The organism is Pseudomonas sp., assembly GCF_028293835.1.
GTDB lineage: Bacteria > Pseudomonadota > Gammaproteobacteria > Pseudomonadales > Pseudomonadaceae > Aquipseudomonas.
Map to the genome: position 1 here is coordinate 83,933 of NZ_JAQGNX010000086.1, position 18,606 is coordinate 102,538.

Sequence of the window (18,606 nt, forward strand, 5' to 3'; positions counted from 1 at the left end):
TCAGCACTATTCCGGACCCGGTTATGTACTTATGCGCCCGGGTGATTAAGCCTGTGAGGGTTTAATCACGGCGCTGGATCGATGCGCATTCGCCAGACGGACAAACCTTGCCTGAACGCCGGGCAGCGACTATCACGTAGCAGTTATTACCTCCTCCTACAAAAAGAGCGACCGCCATGACAACCCCACTCAATCGCCAATTTCTGCTTGCGAAACGCCCTAGCGGTGCAGCGACCAGGGAAGACTTCACTTACCAGCAAGTGCCTGTTGGCGAGGTAGTGGCAGGTCAAATTCTGGTCAAAAATGAATATTTGTCCCTGGACCCGGCCATGCGTGGCTGGATGAACGAGGGCAAATCGTATATTGCGCCGGTCAACCTCGGCGAGGTCATGCGCGCGCTCGGCGTTGGCAAGGTGATCGAATCCCGGGACCCGAAGTTCGCCGTGGGTGATTACGTACAGGGCGCGCTGGGTGTGCAGGATTTCTTTGTTGGCGAACCAAAAGGCTTTTATCAGATTGACCCGACATTGGCCCCGCTGCCGCGCTATCTGTCAGCGCTGGGCATGACAGGCATGACCGCTTACTTTGCGCTGCTGGACGTCGGCGCGCCGAAAAGCGGCGACACCGTGGTGATCTCCGGGGCCGCGGGGGCCGTGGGAAGCGTGGCTGGGCAAATCGCTAAAATCAAAGGCTGCCGGGTGATAGGTATTGCTGGCGGCCAGGAGAAATGCCAATTGCTGATCGATGAACTGGGGTTCGATGGCGTTATCGATTACAAGAATGAGGACGTGGTGGCCGGCCTGAAACGCGAGTGCCCGAAGGGTGTAGACATTTATTTCGATAACGTCGGCGGCGACATACTCGACGCAGTATTGTCCCGTTTGGCGCCCAAAGCACGGGTGATCATCTGCGGCGCAATCAGCCAGTACAACAACAAGGAAGCAATCAAAGGTCCGGCAAACTACATGTCGCTACTGGTCAACCGCGCCCGTATGGAAGGATTCGTAGTGATGGACTACGCCACACGATTCGCGGCCGCTGGACAAGAAATGGCCGGCTGGTTGGCCTCAGGTCAACTCAAAAGCAAAGAACACATCGTCGAAGGCCTGGAGAGTTTTCCTGAGACCTTGCTAAAGCTGTTCCACGGCGAGAACTTCGGCAAGCTGGTGTTGAAGGTTTGATCTTAGGCTCGCAACATTTTCTGTAGGAGTGAACTTGTCCGCGATCGGCTGCGCAGCAGTCGTGATTCACTGAGCGGATTTCTTCCCGTTAAACCGGGTTTGGCATTGGGGATCGCTTCGCGCTCCATCGCGAACAAGTTGCTCCTACCGTTTGATTTGCGCCAACAAGTTGGCTTCTACAACTATCTGTGCCAGCGCTTTGGCCGGGTCGGCGGCCTGGCTGATCGGGCGACCAATGACGAGGTAGTCGGAGCCTGCGTCCAGGGCCTGGCGCGGGGTCAGGATGCGACGTTGGTCATCCAATGCGCTGCCTGCCGGACGGATACCAGGGGTGACCAACTGCAAGGTCGGATGGGCCGCTTTCAACGCCTGGGCTTCCAGCGCGGAACAGACCAGACCATCCATGCCGGCCTTTGCCGCCAGTGCCGCCAGACGTAACACCTGCACTTGTGGTTCGACATCCAGACCAATATCGGCCAAATCCTCACGCGCCATGCTGGTCAACACCGTGACGCCGATCAGCAACGGTTTCGGTCCGTTGCGCTGATCCAGCACCTCACGGCACGCCGCCATCATGCGCAAGCCACCTGAACAATGAACGTTGACCATCCACACGCCCATCTCCGCTGCCGCCTTTACCGCCATGGCGGTGGTATTGGGAATGTCGTGGAATTTCAAATCGAGAAACACCTCAAAACCCTTGTTGCGCAGGGTTTCGACGATGTCAGAGGCGCAGCTGGTGAATAGCTCTTTGCCCACTTTGACCCGGCACAACGCGGGGTCCAACTGGTCGGCCAATTTCAACGCGGCGTCGCGAGTAGGGTAATCCAGGGCGACGATGATAGGAGTCTGGCAGGCGGACATGAGTGGGCTCTCGGGCAAGTCGAAATCGGCGCGGCATTGTAGCCGAACTGGTGCAACATCGGCAGCGCGCAATCTGCCTGGTGCTCAATTCTTAACAAACCTGGTGCGAGACGCCTAGAATTGAACCACTGGCAATGCAGATTGCTCTATAGCAGTACCAAAACAAGGAGAGCTTTTATGCCGTGGTATGCGTGGTTAATTCTAGTTGTCGCAATCGGCTCGGTGGTCGGCGGTTTGTTGATGTTGCGCGACACCGCGACCAAGGTCGACATGACCGACGAACAGCTCAAACGCGTCAAGCAGCGCAACGCGGAAATGGACGCCAAAGAAGCAAAAGACCGCTAATCGACCTTATCGATTACCAGCGCACGGTGCATCGGAAGCGGTGAAACGGCGATGCGGAATGGCTGGAATATCTTGAACATTTGGCCGTTTTCCCGAAGCTGTTGTAACAGCGCACTGAACTGAGCGCCTGTGATTGCGGCGTTGGGGCTTAGCAGAGCGAAGTGCCGATAGACTTGGTCAATGCGGTCAGACACTAGCAATTGGCTGGCCTCGCTGCGGTTGCGCGCCATGTAATCGCTGAGGTAAGAGCGGGTGACCAATGCAATGTCAGTGCGATCTCGCAGCACCATCAGCAGATTGGCGTCGTGTGAATACGTCAACGTGGCGTCAAAATGCTCAGCCAGGTACTTGGGGTCCGCGTTGAAGTTGGCAAATTCATAGTGGTAGCCGCTGAACAAGGCCAGGCGCTTACCGGTGAGGTCATCGAAATACGCCTGGGTACGACCGTCGGCACGTTTGGCGACAAAGATTTCAGCGTCTTCAAGACCCATATCGACATCCACGTGAGGAATGTCCTTCCAGCCCCAGTCTGGATTTTCGAAAACGGCCATGTCGATCCGGCCCTGCTCAAAATCCCGAAAGCGACGGGGAATAGAGGTCGGCACCAACAAGAACTGAAAGTCGGTTTGCAGCCCGTTCAATGCTTCCACCAGCTTGGGTAACAGGCCGGTGTCTTCACCTTTTTCGGGGCGAACGGTATAGGGCGGAAAATGCGCCGCGCCCACGCGAACCAATTGCGACGCGCCGGACTGTAACGTCCATAGCGCGCAGACCAACAACAGTAACCCTCGGGAAGCTGTTCGCAACAGCGAATGGATCAAGACAGCGCACCTTCTCAGTAACTGGACCCCGGCTAAACTATGCGTTTTTGAGCCTTTAAACAACGTCAATGCGCGATATTCACCGCCCGTACGACCTACCCGGCAAGCGCTCGGGCGGTTGCACGTATTCCAACCGCTACATGCCATTGGACTTAGTTGGTTTATTGTGGCTACGCTCAGACTATCTTTGCGCTGTTTGAACGGAGTTCGACATGCCACATTGGCTGGTGATTGATCTGGAGGCCACAACGGAGGAAGGCGGCTGGCCAGTAGCCGAGATGGAAATCATTGAGATCGGCGTCACCCTGGTGAATAAAGACGGTCGGGAACTGGACCACTTCGAGCGTTTCGTTCGGCCTGTGCGGCGCCCATTATTGACCAGCTTTTGCCGCGAGCTGACGCACATCAGCCAGGCCAACATCGACAGTGCGCAGCCCTTGACCACGGTCTGGCCGCAGTTCGAGCGCTGGCTCGGCAATCACCTTCCAAGAGTGGAAGGCTGGGCCAGCTGGGGCGACTATGACCGTCGGCAATTGGAGCAGGAGTGGCAACATCACGCGCTGATCAGCGGTTTGAGCACACTGACGCATATCAATCTCAAGCAACGGTTTATCGAGGCCCGCAAATTGTCGCGGCCATTAGGTCTCAACGCGGCGCTGCAATTGGCAGGGATGCAATTTCAGGGGCAACAACACCGGGCATTAGCAGACGCGCGCAACACGGCGCGGCTGTTGCCATTGATTCCGCCGCGCTGAAAGGTGACGCATTTCCTAAAGCGGATGACGGCCTTTTATACGTTCGGCATACTGAACGACCTTTTTTAGCCCTTTTCTCAAGGAATCGACCATGTTCAAAGTTAACGAATATTTCGACGGTACCGTTAAATCGATTGCTTTCAGCCAAGCAGAAGGTCAAGCCACCATCGGCGTCATGGCCGCCGGCAACTATGATTTCGGCACTAGCCAACGGGAGATCATGCACGTCATTTCCGGCGCGCTGAAAGTCAAACTGCCCGACAACGATGAGTTCGAACACTTTGTCGCAGGTACTCAGTTCAACCTGCCGGCCAACTGCAAATTCAAACTGGAGGTTGAAGTCGATACCGCCTATCTGTGTGAATACCGCGACTGACAGGTATCTCAATCTGTAGGAGCCAACTCGTTGGCTCCTACAGAGATGAACTTAAACCACCTCCTCGGAATGCGCATTGAATTGCAATGCGGCCAACCGCGCGTACAGCGGGCTGCTGGCAATCAGCTGATGATGGGTGCCCACCGCGACTAAACGTCCTTGATCAATTACCGCGATGCGGTCTGCGTTTTGTACGGTGGCCAAGCGGTGGGCAATCACCAAGGTGGTACGGCCTTTCATCAGGCTGGGCAAGGCTTGCTGTATCAAGTACTCGCTTTGCGCATCCAGAGCACTGGTGGCTTCATCGAGCAGCAGAATCGGTGCATCCACCAGCAACGCCCGGGCAATGGCCAGACGCTGGCGCTGGCCGCCCGACAGGCCCAGGCCACCGTCACCCAAATGGGTCTGATAACCGTCGGGCATCTGCATGATGAACTCATGGGCATGGGCGATACGCGCCGCTGTTTGCACCTGCTCAGTGGTTGCGCCAGGATTACCGTAACGGATGTTCTCTTCGACGCTGCCAAAAAACAGCGCCGGGGCCTGTGAAACCATGGCAAAGCAGCGTCGCAGGTCCAGCGGGTCAAGCTGAGTGATGGGCAAACCTTCCAACAGCACGCGCCCCTGCTGAGGGTCGTAAAAGCGCAGCAGCAAATCAAACAACGTCGACTTCCCGGCCCCCGACGGCCCGACCAACGCCAGGGTTTTACCGGCTTCGATGGTCAAGCTGAACCCATCAATGGCATTGCGCTCCAGACGAGACGGGTAAGCAAAACTGACATTTTCCAAGGTGAGCTGACCACTGACCCGCTCTGGCAATCGCAGCAGATCACTTACCGGAGGCGTAATCTCGCTAGTCGCCTGAAGCAGCTCGGCGATACGTTCTGCCGCACCTGCCGCCCGCTGCAACTCACCGATGACTTCACTCAAGGTGCCCAAAGCACTGCCTACAATCAGGCTGTAAAAGACAAACGCCGCCAACTCCCCACCCGAAATGCGCCCGGCAATGACGTCCATGCCACCGACCCACAGCATCACCCCAACCGCGCCCAACACCAGCACAATCACCAGTGTAATCAGCCATGAGCGCTGCAAAATACGCTTGCGCGCGGTGTTGAACGCCTCTTCAGCGGTGTCTCCAAATCGTTGTTTGTCCTGCTGCTGATGGTTATAGGCCTGGACCGTTTTGATCTGCCCCAACGCCTCGGCGACATAGCTGCCGACGTCAGCGATCCGGTCCTGGCTCAAGCGTGACAAGCTGCGCACCCGACGACCGAAGATCAGGATCGGCGCCACCACCAATGGCAACGCCACCACCACAATGCTGGTAAGTTTCGGATTGGTGAAGAACAACAAAACGATGCCGCCAATTACCATCAACACGTTGCGCAAGAACAACGACAGCGATGACCCGATCACTGATTGCAACAGCGTGGTATCGGTGGTCAGCCGCGACTGGATTTCCGAGCTGCGATTATTTTCATAGAACCCCGGATGCAGATTGATCAGGTGGTTAAACACCTGCTTGCGCATATCGGCAACTACCCGCTCACCAATCCAGGACACCAGATAAAACCGCGCAAACGTGCCGATGGCGAGACCGATCACCAGGATCATGAAAAAACCGATGGAGCGGTTCAGCAGTGCCGGCGATTGCGTCAGGAAACCCTGATCCACCATCAGCTTGATTCCCTGCCCCATGGACAAGGTAATGCCTGCAGTGATGATCAGCGCCAGCAAAGCGCCCATGGCCTGCCAACGATAAGGGGCAATATACCGCAACGCCAGACGGACGGCGTTGCGTTGGCGACTGGATAAAAGTGAAACCATGAAAGGACCTGCCTGCCGGAAGACGTAAGCCCGAGAGCCTACACCCGTGGCCGGAACGAATGGCGGTTACTCTCACCCCTGCTCGAAATAACGGACCTGACGAAGGTTTTTATTACCTGACAGAATGAACCTTAGACAGTATCGATCTAACTCATCACTGGCGATTACCCTGAGTTTCTGGTCGACTTGGAATGCCGTTGGATGAGCACTAAGGAACTGTCACAGCGTAGTCATCCAATGGGATTAGCTTAAGCGCACAACCTGATGAGGAGACAGGCCATGAGCTTGCAAAACAGCACCAATCACGTACCGGTAGTTCGAACCACCCCGACGCTGGCAGTCGGTGGCGCCATTCTCGACGAAGACGGACGCGAAACTCTGATCACTGAAGCCATGGTGCAGACCGCGTGTCAGGAATGCGATAAAAACTGGGTCAACCCCGAAAAACAAGATTGATGCAGCATTCAAGAATCCTTAAGCCCGGCGTTTGCCGGGTATTTTCTGTCTGGTAATTCGTAACTTACAAGGTTGTCGGCGACGAACTAAGGGTAGCTCCCAGCGCTGTAACCAACTGCCGCAACGGTTCGGATGTTCCATTAATTTGCACAAACAAACCCTCGATCTCGCGACGCGGCGGGTAATGTTTGCGCAAGGCATCAAAGGCCAAACGCTGGCTGGCGGTATCACCCACTAAACTACGACGAAAGTCCGCATCGTCACGGCGCGGGTCATAAACGCCACGGCACACCATTGCCAACGCCCATGCCGGGTCGCAGTTGGCGTTCAGGGTAACGTGCGTCAGCCAGGGCTGGGGCAACAGGTCCTGCAAGCTGATGCTCGGCGTGCGCTCGAAGTGCGCACAAAATGCCTCATAGATTTGCGCCGTTCCGCGCTGCCGGCCATCCAGGCTGTAACCGGCGATATGAGGCGTCGCCAGCACACACAATTCAGCCAGGGCTACGTCGACTTGCGGCTCGCCCTCCCACACATCAAGCACGGCTTGCAAGTCTTCGCGCTGCAACAACACTTCACGTAGCGCCGCGTTGTCTACTACCGCACCGCGGCTGGCGTTGATCAACCATGCGCCCTCCTTGAGTTGGTTCAGGCGCTGCCGATCAAACAGATGCCATGTCCGCAAGTCACCGGTTTTGGTTAAAGGCGTGTGCAAACTGATCACATCGCACTGCTCGACGATCTGCTCAAGGCTGACGAAATCACCGCCTTCTGCCGCCTGGCGGGGCGGGTCACAGACCAGCACGTTCCAGCCCAGGCCACGCAGTACATTAACCAGTCGTCCGCCCACCTGACCGGCCCCGACGACGCCATAGGTACGTTGAGTAAGCTCCACGCCCTCGATTTCGGCCAGAGTCAACAGGCTTCCCAGTACGTAATCCACTACCCCACGGGCGTTGCAACCAGGGGCGCTGGACCACTGGATCCCAGCCTCCTGGAAGAAGTCCAGATCCAGATGGTCAGTGCCGATGGTGCAGGTTCCGACAAAGCGAACTGAACTGCCTTCCAGCATGGCCTTATTGACGTTAGTCACTGAGCGCACCAGCAGCACATCGGCATCCGCCACCGCAGCTTTGTCGATGGCGCGGCCCGGCAATCGCCGGATGTCACCGTATTGAGCAAAAAAAGCATCGAGCAGCGGGATATTTTCGTCGGCAACAATGCGCATGATAGGGCTCCGTGGGTCGGCGGCAGTGTAGGCTTGGCTCGCCATCCTGCATGGGATCAACCGCCGACACAACTTCGATTCCTGACCCTAGTGTCAAGCGGGTAGAATGCTCGGCTTTCCGTGCCGCTTTTGGATTGTACTGACCGTGAATTCTGCTACGACGCCAGCCGCCCCATCCCTTCCACGCTCGCTGAGTCGCCCGGCCCGCGTGCGCCTGGAGCTTCGCTCGTTGATGGCACTGGCAGTGCCAATCATCATCGCGCAGTTGGCGTATACCGCCATGGGCTTCGTCGACGCGGTGATGGCAGGCAGTGTCGGCCCGCGAGACTTGGCCGCCGTCGCGCTGGGCAATTCGATCTGGGTGCCGATTTATCTGCTAATGACCGGAATATTGCTGGCGACCACACCCAAAGTCGCGCAACGGCACGGTGCCGGACAAACCACAGAAATCGGTTCGGTGGTGCGCCAATCGCTGTGGCTGGCTTCAGCCGTTGGAATCATTGCCGCATTGCTGCTTCTAAGCGCCGAACCGGTGCTGCACCTGATGAAAGTCGATCCGGTGTTGATCGATCCCTGCATGCGCTACTTGCGCGGTATTGCCTGCGGCATGCCAGCAACGGCACTGTTCTATGTGTTGCGCTGCCTCAGTGACGGCCTGGGTCGAACCCGGCCAAGCATGGTGTTGGGCTTGTGCGGCCTGGCGCTGAACATTCCGCTGAACTACGTCTTCATCTATGGCCAGTTTGGTATGCCGGCGTTGGGCGGTGTCGGGTGCGGATGGGCGACCGCCATCGTGATGTGGTGCATCCTTTTAGGCATGGTCGCGTGGGTACGACGCGCGCCGGTATACACGCCGAGCGCGGTGTTCAGCCGCTTCGAACGGCCACAATGGGCGGTGATCAAACGCCTGGTGGATATCGGCCTGCCGATTGGCATAGCGGTGTTCGCCGAGTCCAGCATCTTTGCCGTGATCGCATTGCTGATCGGCAGTCTGGGTTCGAATGTAGTGGCCGGGCATCAAATCGCGCTTAATTTCAGCTCGCTGGTGTTCATGATCCCTTTCTCACTGGGCATGGCTGTAACCGTACGCGTCGGCCAGGCATTGGGTGCCAATGCGCCGCGAGACGCACGTTTTAGCGCGGGAGTCGGAATGGCAACCGCATTGCTCTATGCGTGCTTCTCGGCGAGCCTGATGTTGCTGCTGCGAGAACATATTCCAAAGATCTACACCGCAGACCCACAGGTGATTCAGATGGCTGCTTCGCTGATTGTGTTTGCAGCGCTGTTTCAGTTTTCCGATGCCATCCAGGTAACGGCCGCCGGCGCCTTGCGCGGTTATCAAGATACACGGGTAACGATGATGCTGACCTTGTTCGCTTATTGGGGCATTGGCTTGCCGGTAGGTTACACCCTCGGCCTGACCAACCTGCTCGGCCCCGCCAGCGGGCCCAGCGGGTTATGGCAAGGGCTGATCGTCGGCCTGACTTGCGCGGCGTTGATGCTGACCCTGCGATTGGCCAGCAGCGCGCGTAAGCGCAATCGCAGTCTGTAGGAGGTTCCGCCACGTCTCCGACGCCGCGCTGGGGCGCAGTTCAGATTTTTTCAAGTCACTAAGTAATGCGTTGTTTCATAAGAGGCAGGCATCATTCGTCGCTTTTCTTGCGAATCCAATAGGTATAAGTCCCGCCTTCAGCCTGACGTTCAACCAGTTGATGCCCAAGAAACACGCAAAACTTGGGAATGTCGCGCTGGGTCGAGGGGTCGGTGGCGATGACTTTGAGCAAACCACCCGCGTGCAGGTCACGCACTTTTTGGTGCAGCATCATCACCGGTTCCGGGCAGCTCAGGCCGCTGGCGTCGAGAACGGCGTCAACCGGCAAGGTATCGATGAGTTCGGGCATAAGTCTCTCCAAAAACTGGCGGGCATTGTTACCCGATTCAGTGAATGCCGCCAAATGATGTGGGTCGAATCTGGATCAGCGGCGCTTGCCGTCCAATCGACGCAAGTGGCAGGTCACTTCTTCCCGATCGTGGTACAGCTGCTTGCAACCGATGCTGACCTTGATACCCCGGTCAGTGAAGCCTTCCTCAATGCGTAACAACAGACGCCGCACTTCGGCATAACGCTGTTTCATCGGCAGTTTAAGATTGACCACCGCCTCGCGACATAGGCCTTCGCCCAGCCAGGTTTCCAACAGCGCCGCGTTACGCGCTGGCTTTTCGACGATGTCACATACCATCCAGTCCACCGGATGACGCGGCTTGAAGGTAAAACCATCCGCCATCAAATGCTGAACCAGACCGGTGTCCATCAAGCTCTCGGCCATTGGCCCGTTGTCGATGGCGGTAACCAACATGCCTCGACGCACCAGTTGATAAGTCCAGCCACCCGGAGCAGCGCCGAGGTCGACGGCGGTCATCTCGCCGGACAAACGCTCATCCCATTGATCCCTGGGGATGAAATGGTGCCACGCCTCTTCCAGCTTCAACGTCGAACGGCTAGGTGACTCTCGGGGAAACTTCAAGCGCGGAATGCCCATTGGCCACATCGCGGAGTTTTCCGCGTCTGCCATGCCAAGGAACACTTCGCGCCCGCTTTTAAAGGTCAGCAACAGACGCGGCTTGTGTGCGTCTTCTACCAGTTTGCCCGCCTGAGTCAACGCCTTGCGCAGCGGCCCTTCGAATTTCTTGCAGAAATTCGACAGTTCTTTTCCATCATTGGTGTCGACCACTTCCAGCCACAGGCTGCCACAAGTAGGGAAGTTGCGCAGTTGCGCCAGAATAACGCTGATACGGTCGGTTTCCGGTAAATCGAGGAACACCCCACGGGCCCACTGCCGAGGAAAAATCAGCTCGGCGAAACGCTGACCCTTCATCAGCCGTTCAGCGCCGTCCTCTTCAGTGCAGACGAACTCGGCACAAGCCGCATTGGTTTTGGCTTTGGCGTATCCCGCTACGTTCAGACGAGCAGCATGCTCGGCAATTTCTGAACAGACTTCGCTTTCGAAGCCCGGCCGGCAGTGCATAAACAGGGTGTGCATTCATTTCTCCTGAGCAATGGCAAAACATTTTAGCCACCGCGCGGCACTTGGGGTGAGCCCCAAGGCTCAAAACCGGCGCATGATAGCCCAATCGTGAACCACTGGCTCCGTTCTGCGGTCCAGTGATACTCAAGAACCTGTTCGATTCCCCTGGTCCGTGCCGTGCGGACTCGTCAAGGAGTTATTTCATGCCCTCCCTCGATAGCCTGAAAAGCCTCAAAACATTAGAAATCGACGACAAGACCTATCACTATTTCAGCCTTCCGGAAGCCGCCAAATCATTGGGCGATCTGGACAAGCTGCCGATGTCCCTGAAAGTACTGCTGGAAAACCTGCTGCGCTGGGAAGACAACAAAACCGTCACCGGCGCCGACCTCAAAGCCATCGCTGCCTGGCTCACCGAGCGCCGCTCGGACCGCGAAATCCAATACCGTCCGGCGCGGGTTTTGATGCAGGACTTTACCGGCGTACCGGCGGTGGTCGATCTGGCCGCCATGCGCGCCGCAGTGGCCAAGGCCGGTGGCGATCCACAACGAATTAACCCGCTGTCTCCGGTGGATCTGGTCATCGACCACTCGGTGATGGTCGATAAGTTCGGCGACGCCAGTGCGTTCGGCCAGAACGTCGACATCGAAATGGAGCGCAATGGAGAACGTTATGCGTTCCTGCGTTGGGGCCAAAGCGCCTTCGACAACTTCAGCGTGGTGCCGCCGGGCACCGGGATCTGTCACCAGGTCAACCTGGAATACCTCGGTCGCACGGTCTGGACCAAAGACGAGGACGGCCGTACGTACGCCTTCCCTGACACCCTGGTCGGTACCGATTCCCACACCACGATGATCAATGGCCTCGGCGTACTGGGCTGGGGCGTGGGCGGTATCGAAGCAGAAGCGGCCATGCTCGGCCAGCCGGTGTCGATGCTGATTCCGGAAGTCATCGGTTTCAAACTGACCGGCAAGTTAAAAGAAGGTATCACCGCCACTGACTTAGTACTCACCGTTACCCAGATGCTGCGTAAAAAAGGCGTGGTCGGTAAGTTCGTTGAGTTTTACGGCGACGGCCTGGCAGACCTGCCACTGGCCGACCGCGCCACTATCGCCAACATGGCCCCGGAATACGGCGCCACGTGTGGCTTCTTTCCGGTGGACGAGATCACCCTGAACTACCTGCGCCTGTCCGGTCGCCCAGCGGAAACCGTGAAACTGGTGGAGGCTTACAGCAAAGCCCAAGGCCTGTGGCGCCTGCCTGGCCAAGCGCCAGTGTTCACTGACAGCCTGGAACTGGACATGAGTAGCGTCGAGGCCAGCCTCGCCGGGCCGAAACGCCCACAAGACCGGGTCGCGCTGCCCAACGTCGCCCAAGCTTTTACTGACTTCCTGGGGCTGCAATTCAAGCCCTCACATAAAGAAGAAGGGCGCCTGGAAAGCGAAGGTGGCGGCGGTGTCGCCGTGGGAAATGCTGACTTGATCGGCGAAGCGGACTACGAGTACCAAGGCCATACCTACCGCCTGAAAAACGGCGCAGTAGTCATCGCCGCGATCACCTCTTGCACCAACACCTCGAACCCCAGCGTGATGATGGCCGCCGGGCTCGTGGCAAAAAAAGCAGTCGAAAAAGGCCTGAAAAGCAAACCGTGGGTCAAGACCTCCCTGGCCCCTGGCTCCAAAGTCGTCACCGACTACTATAAAGCCGCGGGTTTGACTCAATACCTTGATGCCCTGGGATTTGCGCTGGTCGGCTACGGATGCACCACCTGCATTGGCAACTCCGGACCGCTGGAAGCGCCCATCGAGAAAGCCATTCAGCAATCTGACCTGACTGTCGCCTCGGTGCTGTCCGGCAATCGAAACTTTGAAGGCCGCGTTCACCCACTGGTCAAAACCAACTGGCTCGCCTCGCCGCCCCTGGTGGTGGCGTATGCCTTGGCGGGCAGCGTGCGCACGGATATCAGCACGGAACCACTGGGCGAAGGTTCAGACGGCAAGCCGGTGTATCTGCGCGATATCTGGCCGACCCAAAAGGAAATCTCCGACGCCGTCGCGCAGGTCAACACCGGCATGTTCCATAAGGAATACGCCGAGGTGTTCGCCGGTGATGCCCAGTGGCAGGCGATAGAAGTGCCACAGGCCGCCACTTACGTCTGGCAGGGTGACTCCACCTACATCCAGCACCCGCCGTTCTTCGACAACATCGCCGGGCCTTTGCCAGTGATCGAAGACGTCAGCGGCGCGAGCATTCTCGCGTTGCTGGGAGACTCGGTGACCACGGACCACATTTCCCCCGCTGGCAATATCAAAGCCGACAGCCCTGCCGGGCGTTATCTGCGGCACAAGGGCGTCGAACCCAGGGATTTCAACTCCTACGGTTCACGCCGGGGCAATCACGAAGTGATGATGCGCGGCACCTTCGCCAACATCCGTATTCGCAACGAAATGCTCGGTGGCGAAGAAGGCGGCTACACAATCCATATTCCTACTGAAGAAAAGCTGCCGATCTACGACGCCGCCATGCGCTATCAACAGGATAAGACACCATTGGTGGTGTTTGCCGGGCTGGAATACGGCACTGGGTCAAGCCGGGACTGGGCGGCAAAGGGCACCAACTTGCTGGGTATCAAGGCCGTCATCGCTGAAAGCTTCGAGCGGATTCACCGCTCCAATCTGGTGGGCATGGGCGTATTACCGCTGCAATTCAAAAACGGCCAAAGCCGCAAAACCTTGAACCTGACCGGCCACGAAAAAATCGACATCAGCGGGCTGACCAACGCTGAACTGCGCCCCGGAATGAGTTTGAAGTTGACCATCACCCGCGCAGACGGCAGCCGCGAGGACGTCGATGTGTTATGCCGAATCGACACCCTCAATGAAGTGGAGTACTTCAAGGCGGGCGGCATTTTGCATTACGTGTTGCGACAGTTGATTGGCAATACCGGAGAGCCACAGGCGCTGGCTATCTGAATAGGCAATAACGGTAGGAGCTGCCGAAAGCTGCGATTCGACCGCAAGCCGGTCGCTTTCGGGATCCGCTGAAGGTCGTACTGGTCGCCCGTAACCCCGACCTGGCGCAGCCTTCGGCAGCTTCTTCAGGCGTTTGTGTTTGCCGGACGACAGCGCGACATCACATTGCCCACCCGATATGCCGCAGAATACGCCACCGCCCTTCCCTTCTACGGCAATCGATTTATGGATGCTCTCAGCAACCTGATCCACCTGGCACGGCCACAGGCCAGTTTGGAACTACGCTGTTCGCTGGAGGGATCGTTCAAGGTCGAGCATGAACCCAGCGACGGGGCCAACGCGCCGTTTCATCTGGTGTTATCCGGTGGATGCCTTCTCAAAACCGAAAACAAGTCGCCCATAAGCCTTCAGGCCGGGGACTTTATTTTGCTGCCCAATGGCGAGCGCCACCAGATACTGTCGGATCGCTCGAATGCCGGCAGTACACGTCCCATCATCCTGTCCAACGACGGCATGCTGCCGCTTAAAAGCAACGGCAGCGGCTTTCCGGACGTGGATTTGCTGTGCGGCAGCTTTTCATGCCCTCCAGGACCGGCGCGCCTGCTGTTTCGGTTAATGCCCGACCCGGTGCATGTGTCCCTTGCCGCCAGCCAATCGGCGAGTGAACTGCACACCCTGGTGACGTTGATTCGCAATGAAGCTGAAAGCCGCAAGCCCGGCGCAATGGCCATCGTCACGGCACTGAGCCAAGCCTTGTTTACCATGGCGCTGCGCATTCTCAGCGAAGACACCTCGAACAAAGCCAATTCATTGGCGCTGCTCTGCGACCCACGTTTGGCGCCCTCGATCCAGGCCTTACTGGACCAGCCCGGACGCCCGTGGACCATCACCGAACTGGGCGCCCTGGCGGCAATGTCCCGCGCGACCTACGCCAGGCACTTCGTGGAAAAAGCCGGCATCACCGTTTTTGAGTTTCTAACAGAAATCCGTATGACTATTGCGTGTGGCCGGCTGCTGGAAACACAACGCAGTGCCGGTGATATAGGCATGGACGTCGGCTACCAATCGGAAGCAGCCTTTGGCCGGGCGTTTAGCCAGGCCGTTGGAATGACGCCCGGCCGCTACCGAAAACACCACCGCCAGCAGACCGGCAAATAAACGTATCGACACACCGCATCCAGCCCCTCACAGCGAATCGCGAGCAAGCCCGCGCCTACGCCGTGAATAGCAGTTTTACTGCTGCACCGAGCCTAAACCCTGAATACGCTCTTTAAGCACTGCCCGGGCAGAGTCTGAAATCATCACTATGCCGGCCGCTAACATCAATATGTCCTTGAGCACTAATCGCCCGCCCCCTGACAAGTAAGGGAAACCGAATTGTGCGTCACCCAAGTTGCCCACCCACGCTTCGGGTGTCGTAAACAAGAACGAAAGCGTGACCAAGGGCGTCAGGAATGCCAGTATTGAACCCGCCAAGCCAAAACGCCGCGACCACGCGTAGGACAGTACCAGCAAGCCAATTAAAATCTCCACCGTGCCCAGGCCTTGGGAAAAACGGTAAGTATTATTAGCGGTTTGCCAGTCACGCTTAACCGGGTCCAACTGTCCTTCGTGGGTTAGATGTGCCTGATAGCCTTCCGGGTGTGCATAGAAAAACGACATGACCGGGCTGTTCGCCACGAAGGGCGTAATGCTGTCGGCCTCATAGGGCACAAACTTCAGTGCTCCGATCCAGAGAAATATAATCGCGACGCCTATACGCAGCAAATGAGTGCCCAAAGTGTCGAGCTTGCCAAGTCGCAACAGTAACGTGTCGATGCGGTTCATGAATACAACTCCATCCTGATTAAGTGGCGGCCAGTTTACGAACGCCGCCAATAATCAATTAGTGCGAAACACTCAGGTTTTTGCTCCATCGTATCGATGTGGAACAATCCAATTTTTGAGGACGGGACCGGTTAGCAGTCTCAAGCAATGGCAACAAATGGTATTGAGCCACCCTCCAGCAGTCATGACTTCCCGGTCATTACTGAAAAGAAAGCTCAATTTTTTGCTTATTTTGCCGATAGCCCGCCATAGCCCAGCGGACCGGACAACCTCATGCGCAACAATCAGCCTATCACCCAACGCGAACGGACGTTTCCTGCGCAACAGCGGTTGATTTCAACCACCGATGCCAAGGGGCTAATCACCTACTGCAACGATGCCTTCACCGAAATCAGCGGATTCACCCGCGAAGAGCTGATCAAGGCGCCTCACAATATGGTCCGTCACCCGGACGTGCCCTCAGCCGTTTTCGAGCACATGTGGAGTACCCTCAAGCTCGGGCAGCCGTGGATGGGGATCGTTAAAAACCGCAGCAAAAATGGCGATCACTATTGGGTGAACGCCTACGTGACCCCGGTGCTCGAGAAAAATCAGCTGGTGGGCTATGAGTCGGTGCGGGTCAAACCGAGCGCTGAACAGATCCGTCGCGCTGAAGCTTTATATGATCGTTTGAACCGGGGCAAAACCGCTGTTCCAAGCCGGGATAAGTGGCTTCCAGTGTTGCAAGACTGGCTGCCGTTCATTTTGGTCAGCCAGATCAGCTTTTTGATCGGCACCTGGCTGAACTCTAATTGGGGTTTCGGGTTGGCAGCGGCCCTGTCGGTGCCATTGGGGCTGCTCGGTTTGAGCTGGCAACAACGTGGCATCAAGCGCCTGTTGAAGTTGGCTGAACAAACCACGTCTGACCCACTGATTGCCCAGATGTACACCGACAGCCGTGGTCCCCAAGCGCGTCTGGAAATGTCGATTCTGAGCCAGGAAGCACGCTTGAAAACCTGCCTGACACGTTTGCAGGACACCGCTGAACACCTGACAGACCAAGCCAAACAATCCGATACCCTCGCCCACGCCAGTTCCACCGGGCTGGAGCGGCAGCGGGTCGAGACCGAGCAAGTGGCCACCGCAGTCAACCAAATGGCTGCCACCACTCAGGAAGTCGCCAGCCACGTCCAACGCACCGCCGACGCCACCCAACAAGCCAATGAACTGACTCGCCGTGGTCGCGATATCGCTGGTGAAACCCGCGCCGCGATTCAACGCCTGTCCGCCGCTGTCGGTGAAACTGGGCTGACCGTGACCCAACTGGCCAAAGACAGCAACGAAATCGGCAGCGTCGTAGACGTCATCAAAGGCATCGCCGACCAGACCAACCTGCTGGCGCTAAACGCCGCCATCGAAGCCGCCCGCGCCGGTGAAATGGGCCGCGGCTTCGCCGTCGTCGCCGACGAAGTCCGGCAACTGGCGCAACGCACCGCCGAATCCACCGGGCAGATCCATGGCCTCATCGCCAAACTGCAACAAACCGCCACCGCCGCCGTACAAACCATGGACGCCGGCCATCGCCAGGCCGAAGAAGGCGTCGCCAAGGTCATGGAGGCTGACCAGGCCTTGGTAGGCATCAGCGAAGCCGTGGCCAACATTACCGACATGACCACCCAGATTGCTGCGGCAACCGAAGAGCAAAGCGCCGTTGCCGAAGAGATCAGCCGTAACATCAGCACCATCGCCGAACTGGCGGACAAGACCTCCGACGAAGCCCGGCGATCAGCGCAGTTAAGTGGAGAACTGACCAGCACTGCCCATACGCAATATTCGTTGGTGGAGCGTTTTAATCGGTAGAGGCTAATAGTTGTGAAAAACCCCAACAGGCTTGTTTGTTGGGGTTTTTTATTGGGTCGGGATAGTACCCTCCTAAAGCATTTTCCTTTGTTGATGTAGGAATAATTCCATTGTTGTAAGTTAAATCCTACGCACCCCTTCTATAATAAATACATACGAACACAGGACCAAGGCTTACGCCTTGACAAATCAAATCCGCCGTATTAAATGTAGCCCCCACCTTGCTCTAACCGGCACACCTTACAACCCGTAACAACGCTCGTAACAACCTTAACTAGAGGAAACCATATATCAGGGTGCACATCTGAATATTGACGCCACGCTTGGTCACACACGGCAATGTATTCAGTCGCATTAACGCGTCAACGTGACCTATACATTTGGTGCGGCAGAATTTAATCCCCCTGAAAAATAGGAATCCGCTATGGATGATAAAAACCCAAGCAGTTCTTCTCTCCCCAAAACCAGTAAGGGCACAACCACTGACGGCCGTCCCGCACGGCGAGAGAGTCAACAAAAACCAGGCGTTCCGATCGGGCCACCGTTGTCGGCAGAAGCCCACAGCAACCCTAACGCTCAACCTGCTGCGCAAGAGTTGGCACTCAACTACCTGCAAGCCGCTCTCGCTGAGCACCCTTGTGAGCATCTGTTACCGGCTCTTATTTCCGATCACCTTGCAGCGCCCACGCTGGACGGGCTAGATCCCGATTTATTGACGCTGGCGCAAGCGAAAAAGGGCTTCAACGTCTTGATACCAGGCTCTGCCTACCTGAAGCCTGGGGATGAATTCAATCTACTATGGGGCGGCACAACCTACCCGACTCAACTCGTCGATGAGGTCAACGTCAAACAAGCGGTGATGGGCACTCAGTGGCTATTTTCCAGCCCGACCTCTCACCTTCGACAAGGCAAGGTTCAAGTCTGTTATGACGTGTTCCGTGATGGATTGAGGATTGGTACCTCAGCGATCTTGCACGTCAAGCTGCAGGATTTCTATTCGATCAACGACAAGCAGAAAAGTCGTAAGACCTCTTTCCAACGTAAAAACCGTCCGAAGAAACAGGATGACTGAATGAGAAAACCCCCGCT

17 protein-coding genes are annotated in these 18,606 nt (G+C 56.9%); 10 read left to right on the forward strand and 7 right to left on the reverse strand.

Annotated elements, in window-relative coordinates; genetic code table 11:
* Nucleotides 1-176 precede the first annotated feature (176 nt).
* The gene (locus JWR17_RS11060) at nt 177-1,181 is read left to right on the forward strand and encodes an NADP-dependent oxidoreductase (RefSeq protein ID WP_299831129.1); all 1,005 of its coding nucleotides are present in this window, start codon (nt 177-179) and stop codon (nt 1,179-1,181) included.
* 144 nt (nt 1,182-1,325) lie between these two features.
* On the opposite strand, the gene pyrF is transcribed toward JWR17_RS11060, so the two are convergent.
* A complete protein-coding gene (gene pyrF, locus JWR17_RS11065) occupies nt 1,326-2,045 on the reverse strand; it encodes an orotidine-5'-phosphate decarboxylase (protein ID WP_299831131.1) in 720 nt (239 codons plus the stop codon).
* A 177-nt stretch (nt 2,046-2,222) separates the two neighbouring features.
* Here pyrF and JWR17_RS11070 point away from each other — a divergent pair, with 177 nt between their 5' ends.
* Complete coding sequence (locus tag JWR17_RS11070; protein ID WP_297831017.1) at nt 2,223-2,390, forward strand: DUF2897 family protein; 168 nt, start codon at nt 2,223-2,225, stop codon at nt 2,388-2,390.
* Here JWR17_RS11070 and JWR17_RS11075 read toward each other — a convergent pair.
* Nucleotides 2,387-3,169: a transporter substrate-binding domain-containing protein gene (locus JWR17_RS11075; protein ID WP_299831270.1), complete on the reverse strand. Its 783-nt coding sequence runs from the start codon at nt 3,167-3,169 to the stop codon at nt 2,387-2,389. The genes JWR17_RS11070 and JWR17_RS11075 overlap by 4 nt on opposite strands.
* A 254-nt stretch (nt 3,170-3,423) precedes the next feature.
* Between JWR17_RS11075 and JWR17_RS11080 the strand changes: the two genes are divergently transcribed.
* On the forward strand, nt 3,424-3,966 hold the full coding sequence (locus JWR17_RS11080) for an exonuclease domain-containing protein (protein ID WP_299831133.1): 543 nt from the start codon (nt 3,424-3,426) through the stop codon (nt 3,964-3,966).
* A gap of 91 nt (nt 3,967-4,057) precedes the next feature.
* Nucleotides 4,058-4,342 carry a pyrimidine/purine nucleoside phosphorylase gene (locus JWR17_RS11085; RefSeq protein ID WP_299831135.1) on the forward strand — a complete coding sequence of 95 codons (285 nt, stop codon included), beginning with the start codon at nt 4,058-4,060 and terminating at the stop codon, nt 4,340-4,342.
* A 51-nt stretch (nt 4,343-4,393) separates the two neighbouring features.
* Here JWR17_RS11085 and JWR17_RS11090 read toward each other — a convergent pair whose 3' ends face one another.
* Nucleotides 4,394-6,172, reverse strand: a complete 1,779-nt coding sequence (locus JWR17_RS11090) for an ABC transporter transmembrane domain-containing protein (RefSeq protein ID WP_299831137.1) — start codon at nt 6,170-6,172, stop codon at nt 4,394-4,396.
* A gap of 279 nt (nt 6,173-6,451) precedes the next feature.
* Between JWR17_RS11090 and JWR17_RS11095 the strand changes: the two genes are divergently transcribed.
* Nucleotides 6,452-6,628 (forward strand): PA1571 family protein, encoded by a 177-nt coding sequence (locus JWR17_RS11095; RefSeq protein WP_299831139.1) that lies wholly within the window; start codon nt 6,452-6,454, stop codon nt 6,626-6,628.
* A gap of 64 nt (nt 6,629-6,692) precedes the next feature.
* On the opposite strand, the gene pdxB is transcribed toward JWR17_RS11095, so the two are convergent.
* On the reverse strand, nt 6,693-7,853 hold the full coding sequence (gene pdxB / locus JWR17_RS11100) for a 4-phosphoerythronate dehydrogenase PdxB (protein ID WP_299831141.1): 1,161 nt from the start codon (nt 7,851-7,853) through the stop codon (nt 6,693-6,695).
* A gap of 145 nt (nt 7,854-7,998) precedes the next feature.
* Between pdxB and JWR17_RS11105 the strand changes: the two genes are divergently transcribed.
* A complete protein-coding gene (locus tag JWR17_RS11105; RefSeq protein WP_299831143.1) occupies nt 7,999-9,405 on the forward strand; it encodes an MATE family efflux transporter in 1,407 nt (468 codons plus the stop codon).
* 91 nt (nt 9,406-9,496) lie between these two features.
* On the opposite strand, the gene tusA is transcribed toward JWR17_RS11105, so the two are convergent.
* Nucleotides 9,497-9,754, reverse strand: a complete 258-nt coding sequence (tusA, locus tag JWR17_RS11110) for a sulfurtransferase TusA (RefSeq protein ID WP_299831145.1) — start codon at nt 9,752-9,754, stop codon at nt 9,497-9,499.
* A gap of 75 nt (nt 9,755-9,829) precedes the next feature.
* Entirely contained in the window at nt 9,830-10,894 is a 1,065-nt protein-coding gene (gene rlmM, locus JWR17_RS11115; protein ID WP_299831147.1) for a 23S rRNA (cytidine(2498)-2'-O)-methyltransferase RlmM, read from the reverse strand.
* A 188-nt stretch (nt 10,895-11,082) separates the two neighbouring features.
* On the opposite strand from rlmM, the gene acnA reads away from it, so the two are divergent.
* Nucleotides 11,083-13,851: an aconitate hydratase AcnA gene (acnA, locus tag JWR17_RS11120; RefSeq protein ID WP_299831149.1), complete on the forward strand. Its 2,769-nt coding sequence runs from the start codon at nt 11,083-11,085 to the stop codon at nt 13,849-13,851.
* Nucleotides 13,852-14,076: 225 nt separating this feature from the next.
* Nucleotides 14,077-15,009 (forward strand): AraC family transcriptional regulator, encoded by a 933-nt coding sequence (locus tag JWR17_RS11125; RefSeq protein ID WP_299831151.1) that lies wholly within the window; start codon nt 14,077-14,079, stop codon nt 15,007-15,009.
* 75 nt (nt 15,010-15,084) lie between these two features.
* On the opposite strand, the gene rclC is transcribed toward JWR17_RS11125, so the two are convergent.
* Nucleotides 15,085-15,678 (reverse strand): reactive chlorine resistance membrane protein RclC, encoded by a 594-nt coding sequence (gene rclC, locus JWR17_RS11130; protein WP_299831154.1) that lies wholly within the window; start codon nt 15,676-15,678, stop codon nt 15,085-15,087.
* A gap of 273 nt (nt 15,679-15,951) precedes the next feature.
* Here rclC and JWR17_RS11135 point away from each other — a divergent pair, with 273 nt between their 5' ends.
* Both JWR17_RS11135 and JWR17_RS11140 read left to right on the forward strand, forming a co-directional pair.
* Nucleotides 15,952-17,517 carry a PAS domain-containing methyl-accepting chemotaxis protein gene (locus JWR17_RS11135; protein WP_299831157.1) on the forward strand — a complete coding sequence of 522 codons (1,566 nt, stop codon included), beginning with the start codon at nt 15,952-15,954 and terminating at the stop codon, nt 17,515-17,517.
* A 424-nt stretch (nt 17,518-17,941) separates the two neighbouring features.
* The gene (locus JWR17_RS11140) at nt 17,942-18,589 is read left to right on the forward strand and encodes a hypothetical protein (RefSeq protein WP_299831161.1); all 648 of its coding nucleotides are present in this window, start codon (nt 17,942-17,944) and stop codon (nt 18,587-18,589) included.
* Nucleotides 18,590-18,606 lie beyond the last annotated feature (17 nt).

Bases quoted from the DNA above. Each gene is read 5' to 3' on its own strand.
- JWR17_RS11060 (WP_299831129.1), top strand. From the start codon at position 177: ATGACAACCCCACTCAATCGCCAATTTCTGCTTGCGAAACGCCCTAGC.
- pyrF (WP_299831131.1), bottom strand. From the start codon at position 2,045: ATGTCCGCCTGCCAGACTCCTATCATCGTCGCCCTGGATTACCCTACT.
- JWR17_RS11070 (WP_297831017.1), top strand. From the start codon at position 2,223: ATGCCGTGGTATGCGTGGTTAATTCTAGTTGTCGCAATCGGCTCGGTG.
- JWR17_RS11080 (WP_299831133.1), top strand. From the start codon at position 3,424: ATGCCACATTGGCTGGTGATTGATCTGGAGGCCACAACGGAGGAAGGC.
- JWR17_RS11085 (WP_299831135.1), top strand. From the start codon at position 4,058: ATGTTCAAAGTTAACGAATATTTCGACGGTACCGTTAAATCGATTGCT.
- JWR17_RS11090 (WP_299831137.1), bottom strand. From the start codon at position 6,172: ATGGTTTCACTTTTATCCAGTCGCCAACGCAACGCCGTCCGTCTGGCG.
- JWR17_RS11095 (WP_299831139.1), top strand. From the start codon at position 6,452: ATGAGCTTGCAAAACAGCACCAATCACGTACCGGTAGTTCGAACCACC.
- pdxB (WP_299831141.1), bottom strand. From the start codon at position 7,853: ATGCGCATTGTTGCCGACGAAAATATCCCGCTGCTCGATGCTTTTTTT.
- tusA (WP_299831145.1), bottom strand. From the start codon at position 9,754: ATGCCCGAACTCATCGATACCTTGCCGGTTGACGCCGTTCTCGACGCC.
- rlmM (WP_299831147.1), bottom strand. From the start codon at position 10,894: ATGCACACCCTGTTTATGCACTGCCGGCCGGGCTTCGAAAGCGAAGTC.
- acnA (WP_299831149.1), top strand. From the start codon at position 11,083: ATGCCCTCCCTCGATAGCCTGAAAAGCCTCAAAACATTAGAAATCGAC.
- JWR17_RS11125 (WP_299831151.1), top strand. From the start codon at position 14,077: ATGGATGCTCTCAGCAACCTGATCCACCTGGCACGGCCACAGGCCAGT.
- rclC (WP_299831154.1), bottom strand. From the start codon at position 15,678: ATGAACCGCATCGACACGTTACTGTTGCGACTTGGCAAGCTCGACACT.
- JWR17_RS11135 (WP_299831157.1), top strand. From the start codon at position 15,952: ATGCGCAACAATCAGCCTATCACCCAACGCGAACGGACGTTTCCTGCG.
- JWR17_RS11140 (WP_299831161.1), top strand. From the start codon at position 17,942: ATGGATGATAAAAACCCAAGCAGTTCTTCTCTCCCCAAAACCAGTAAG.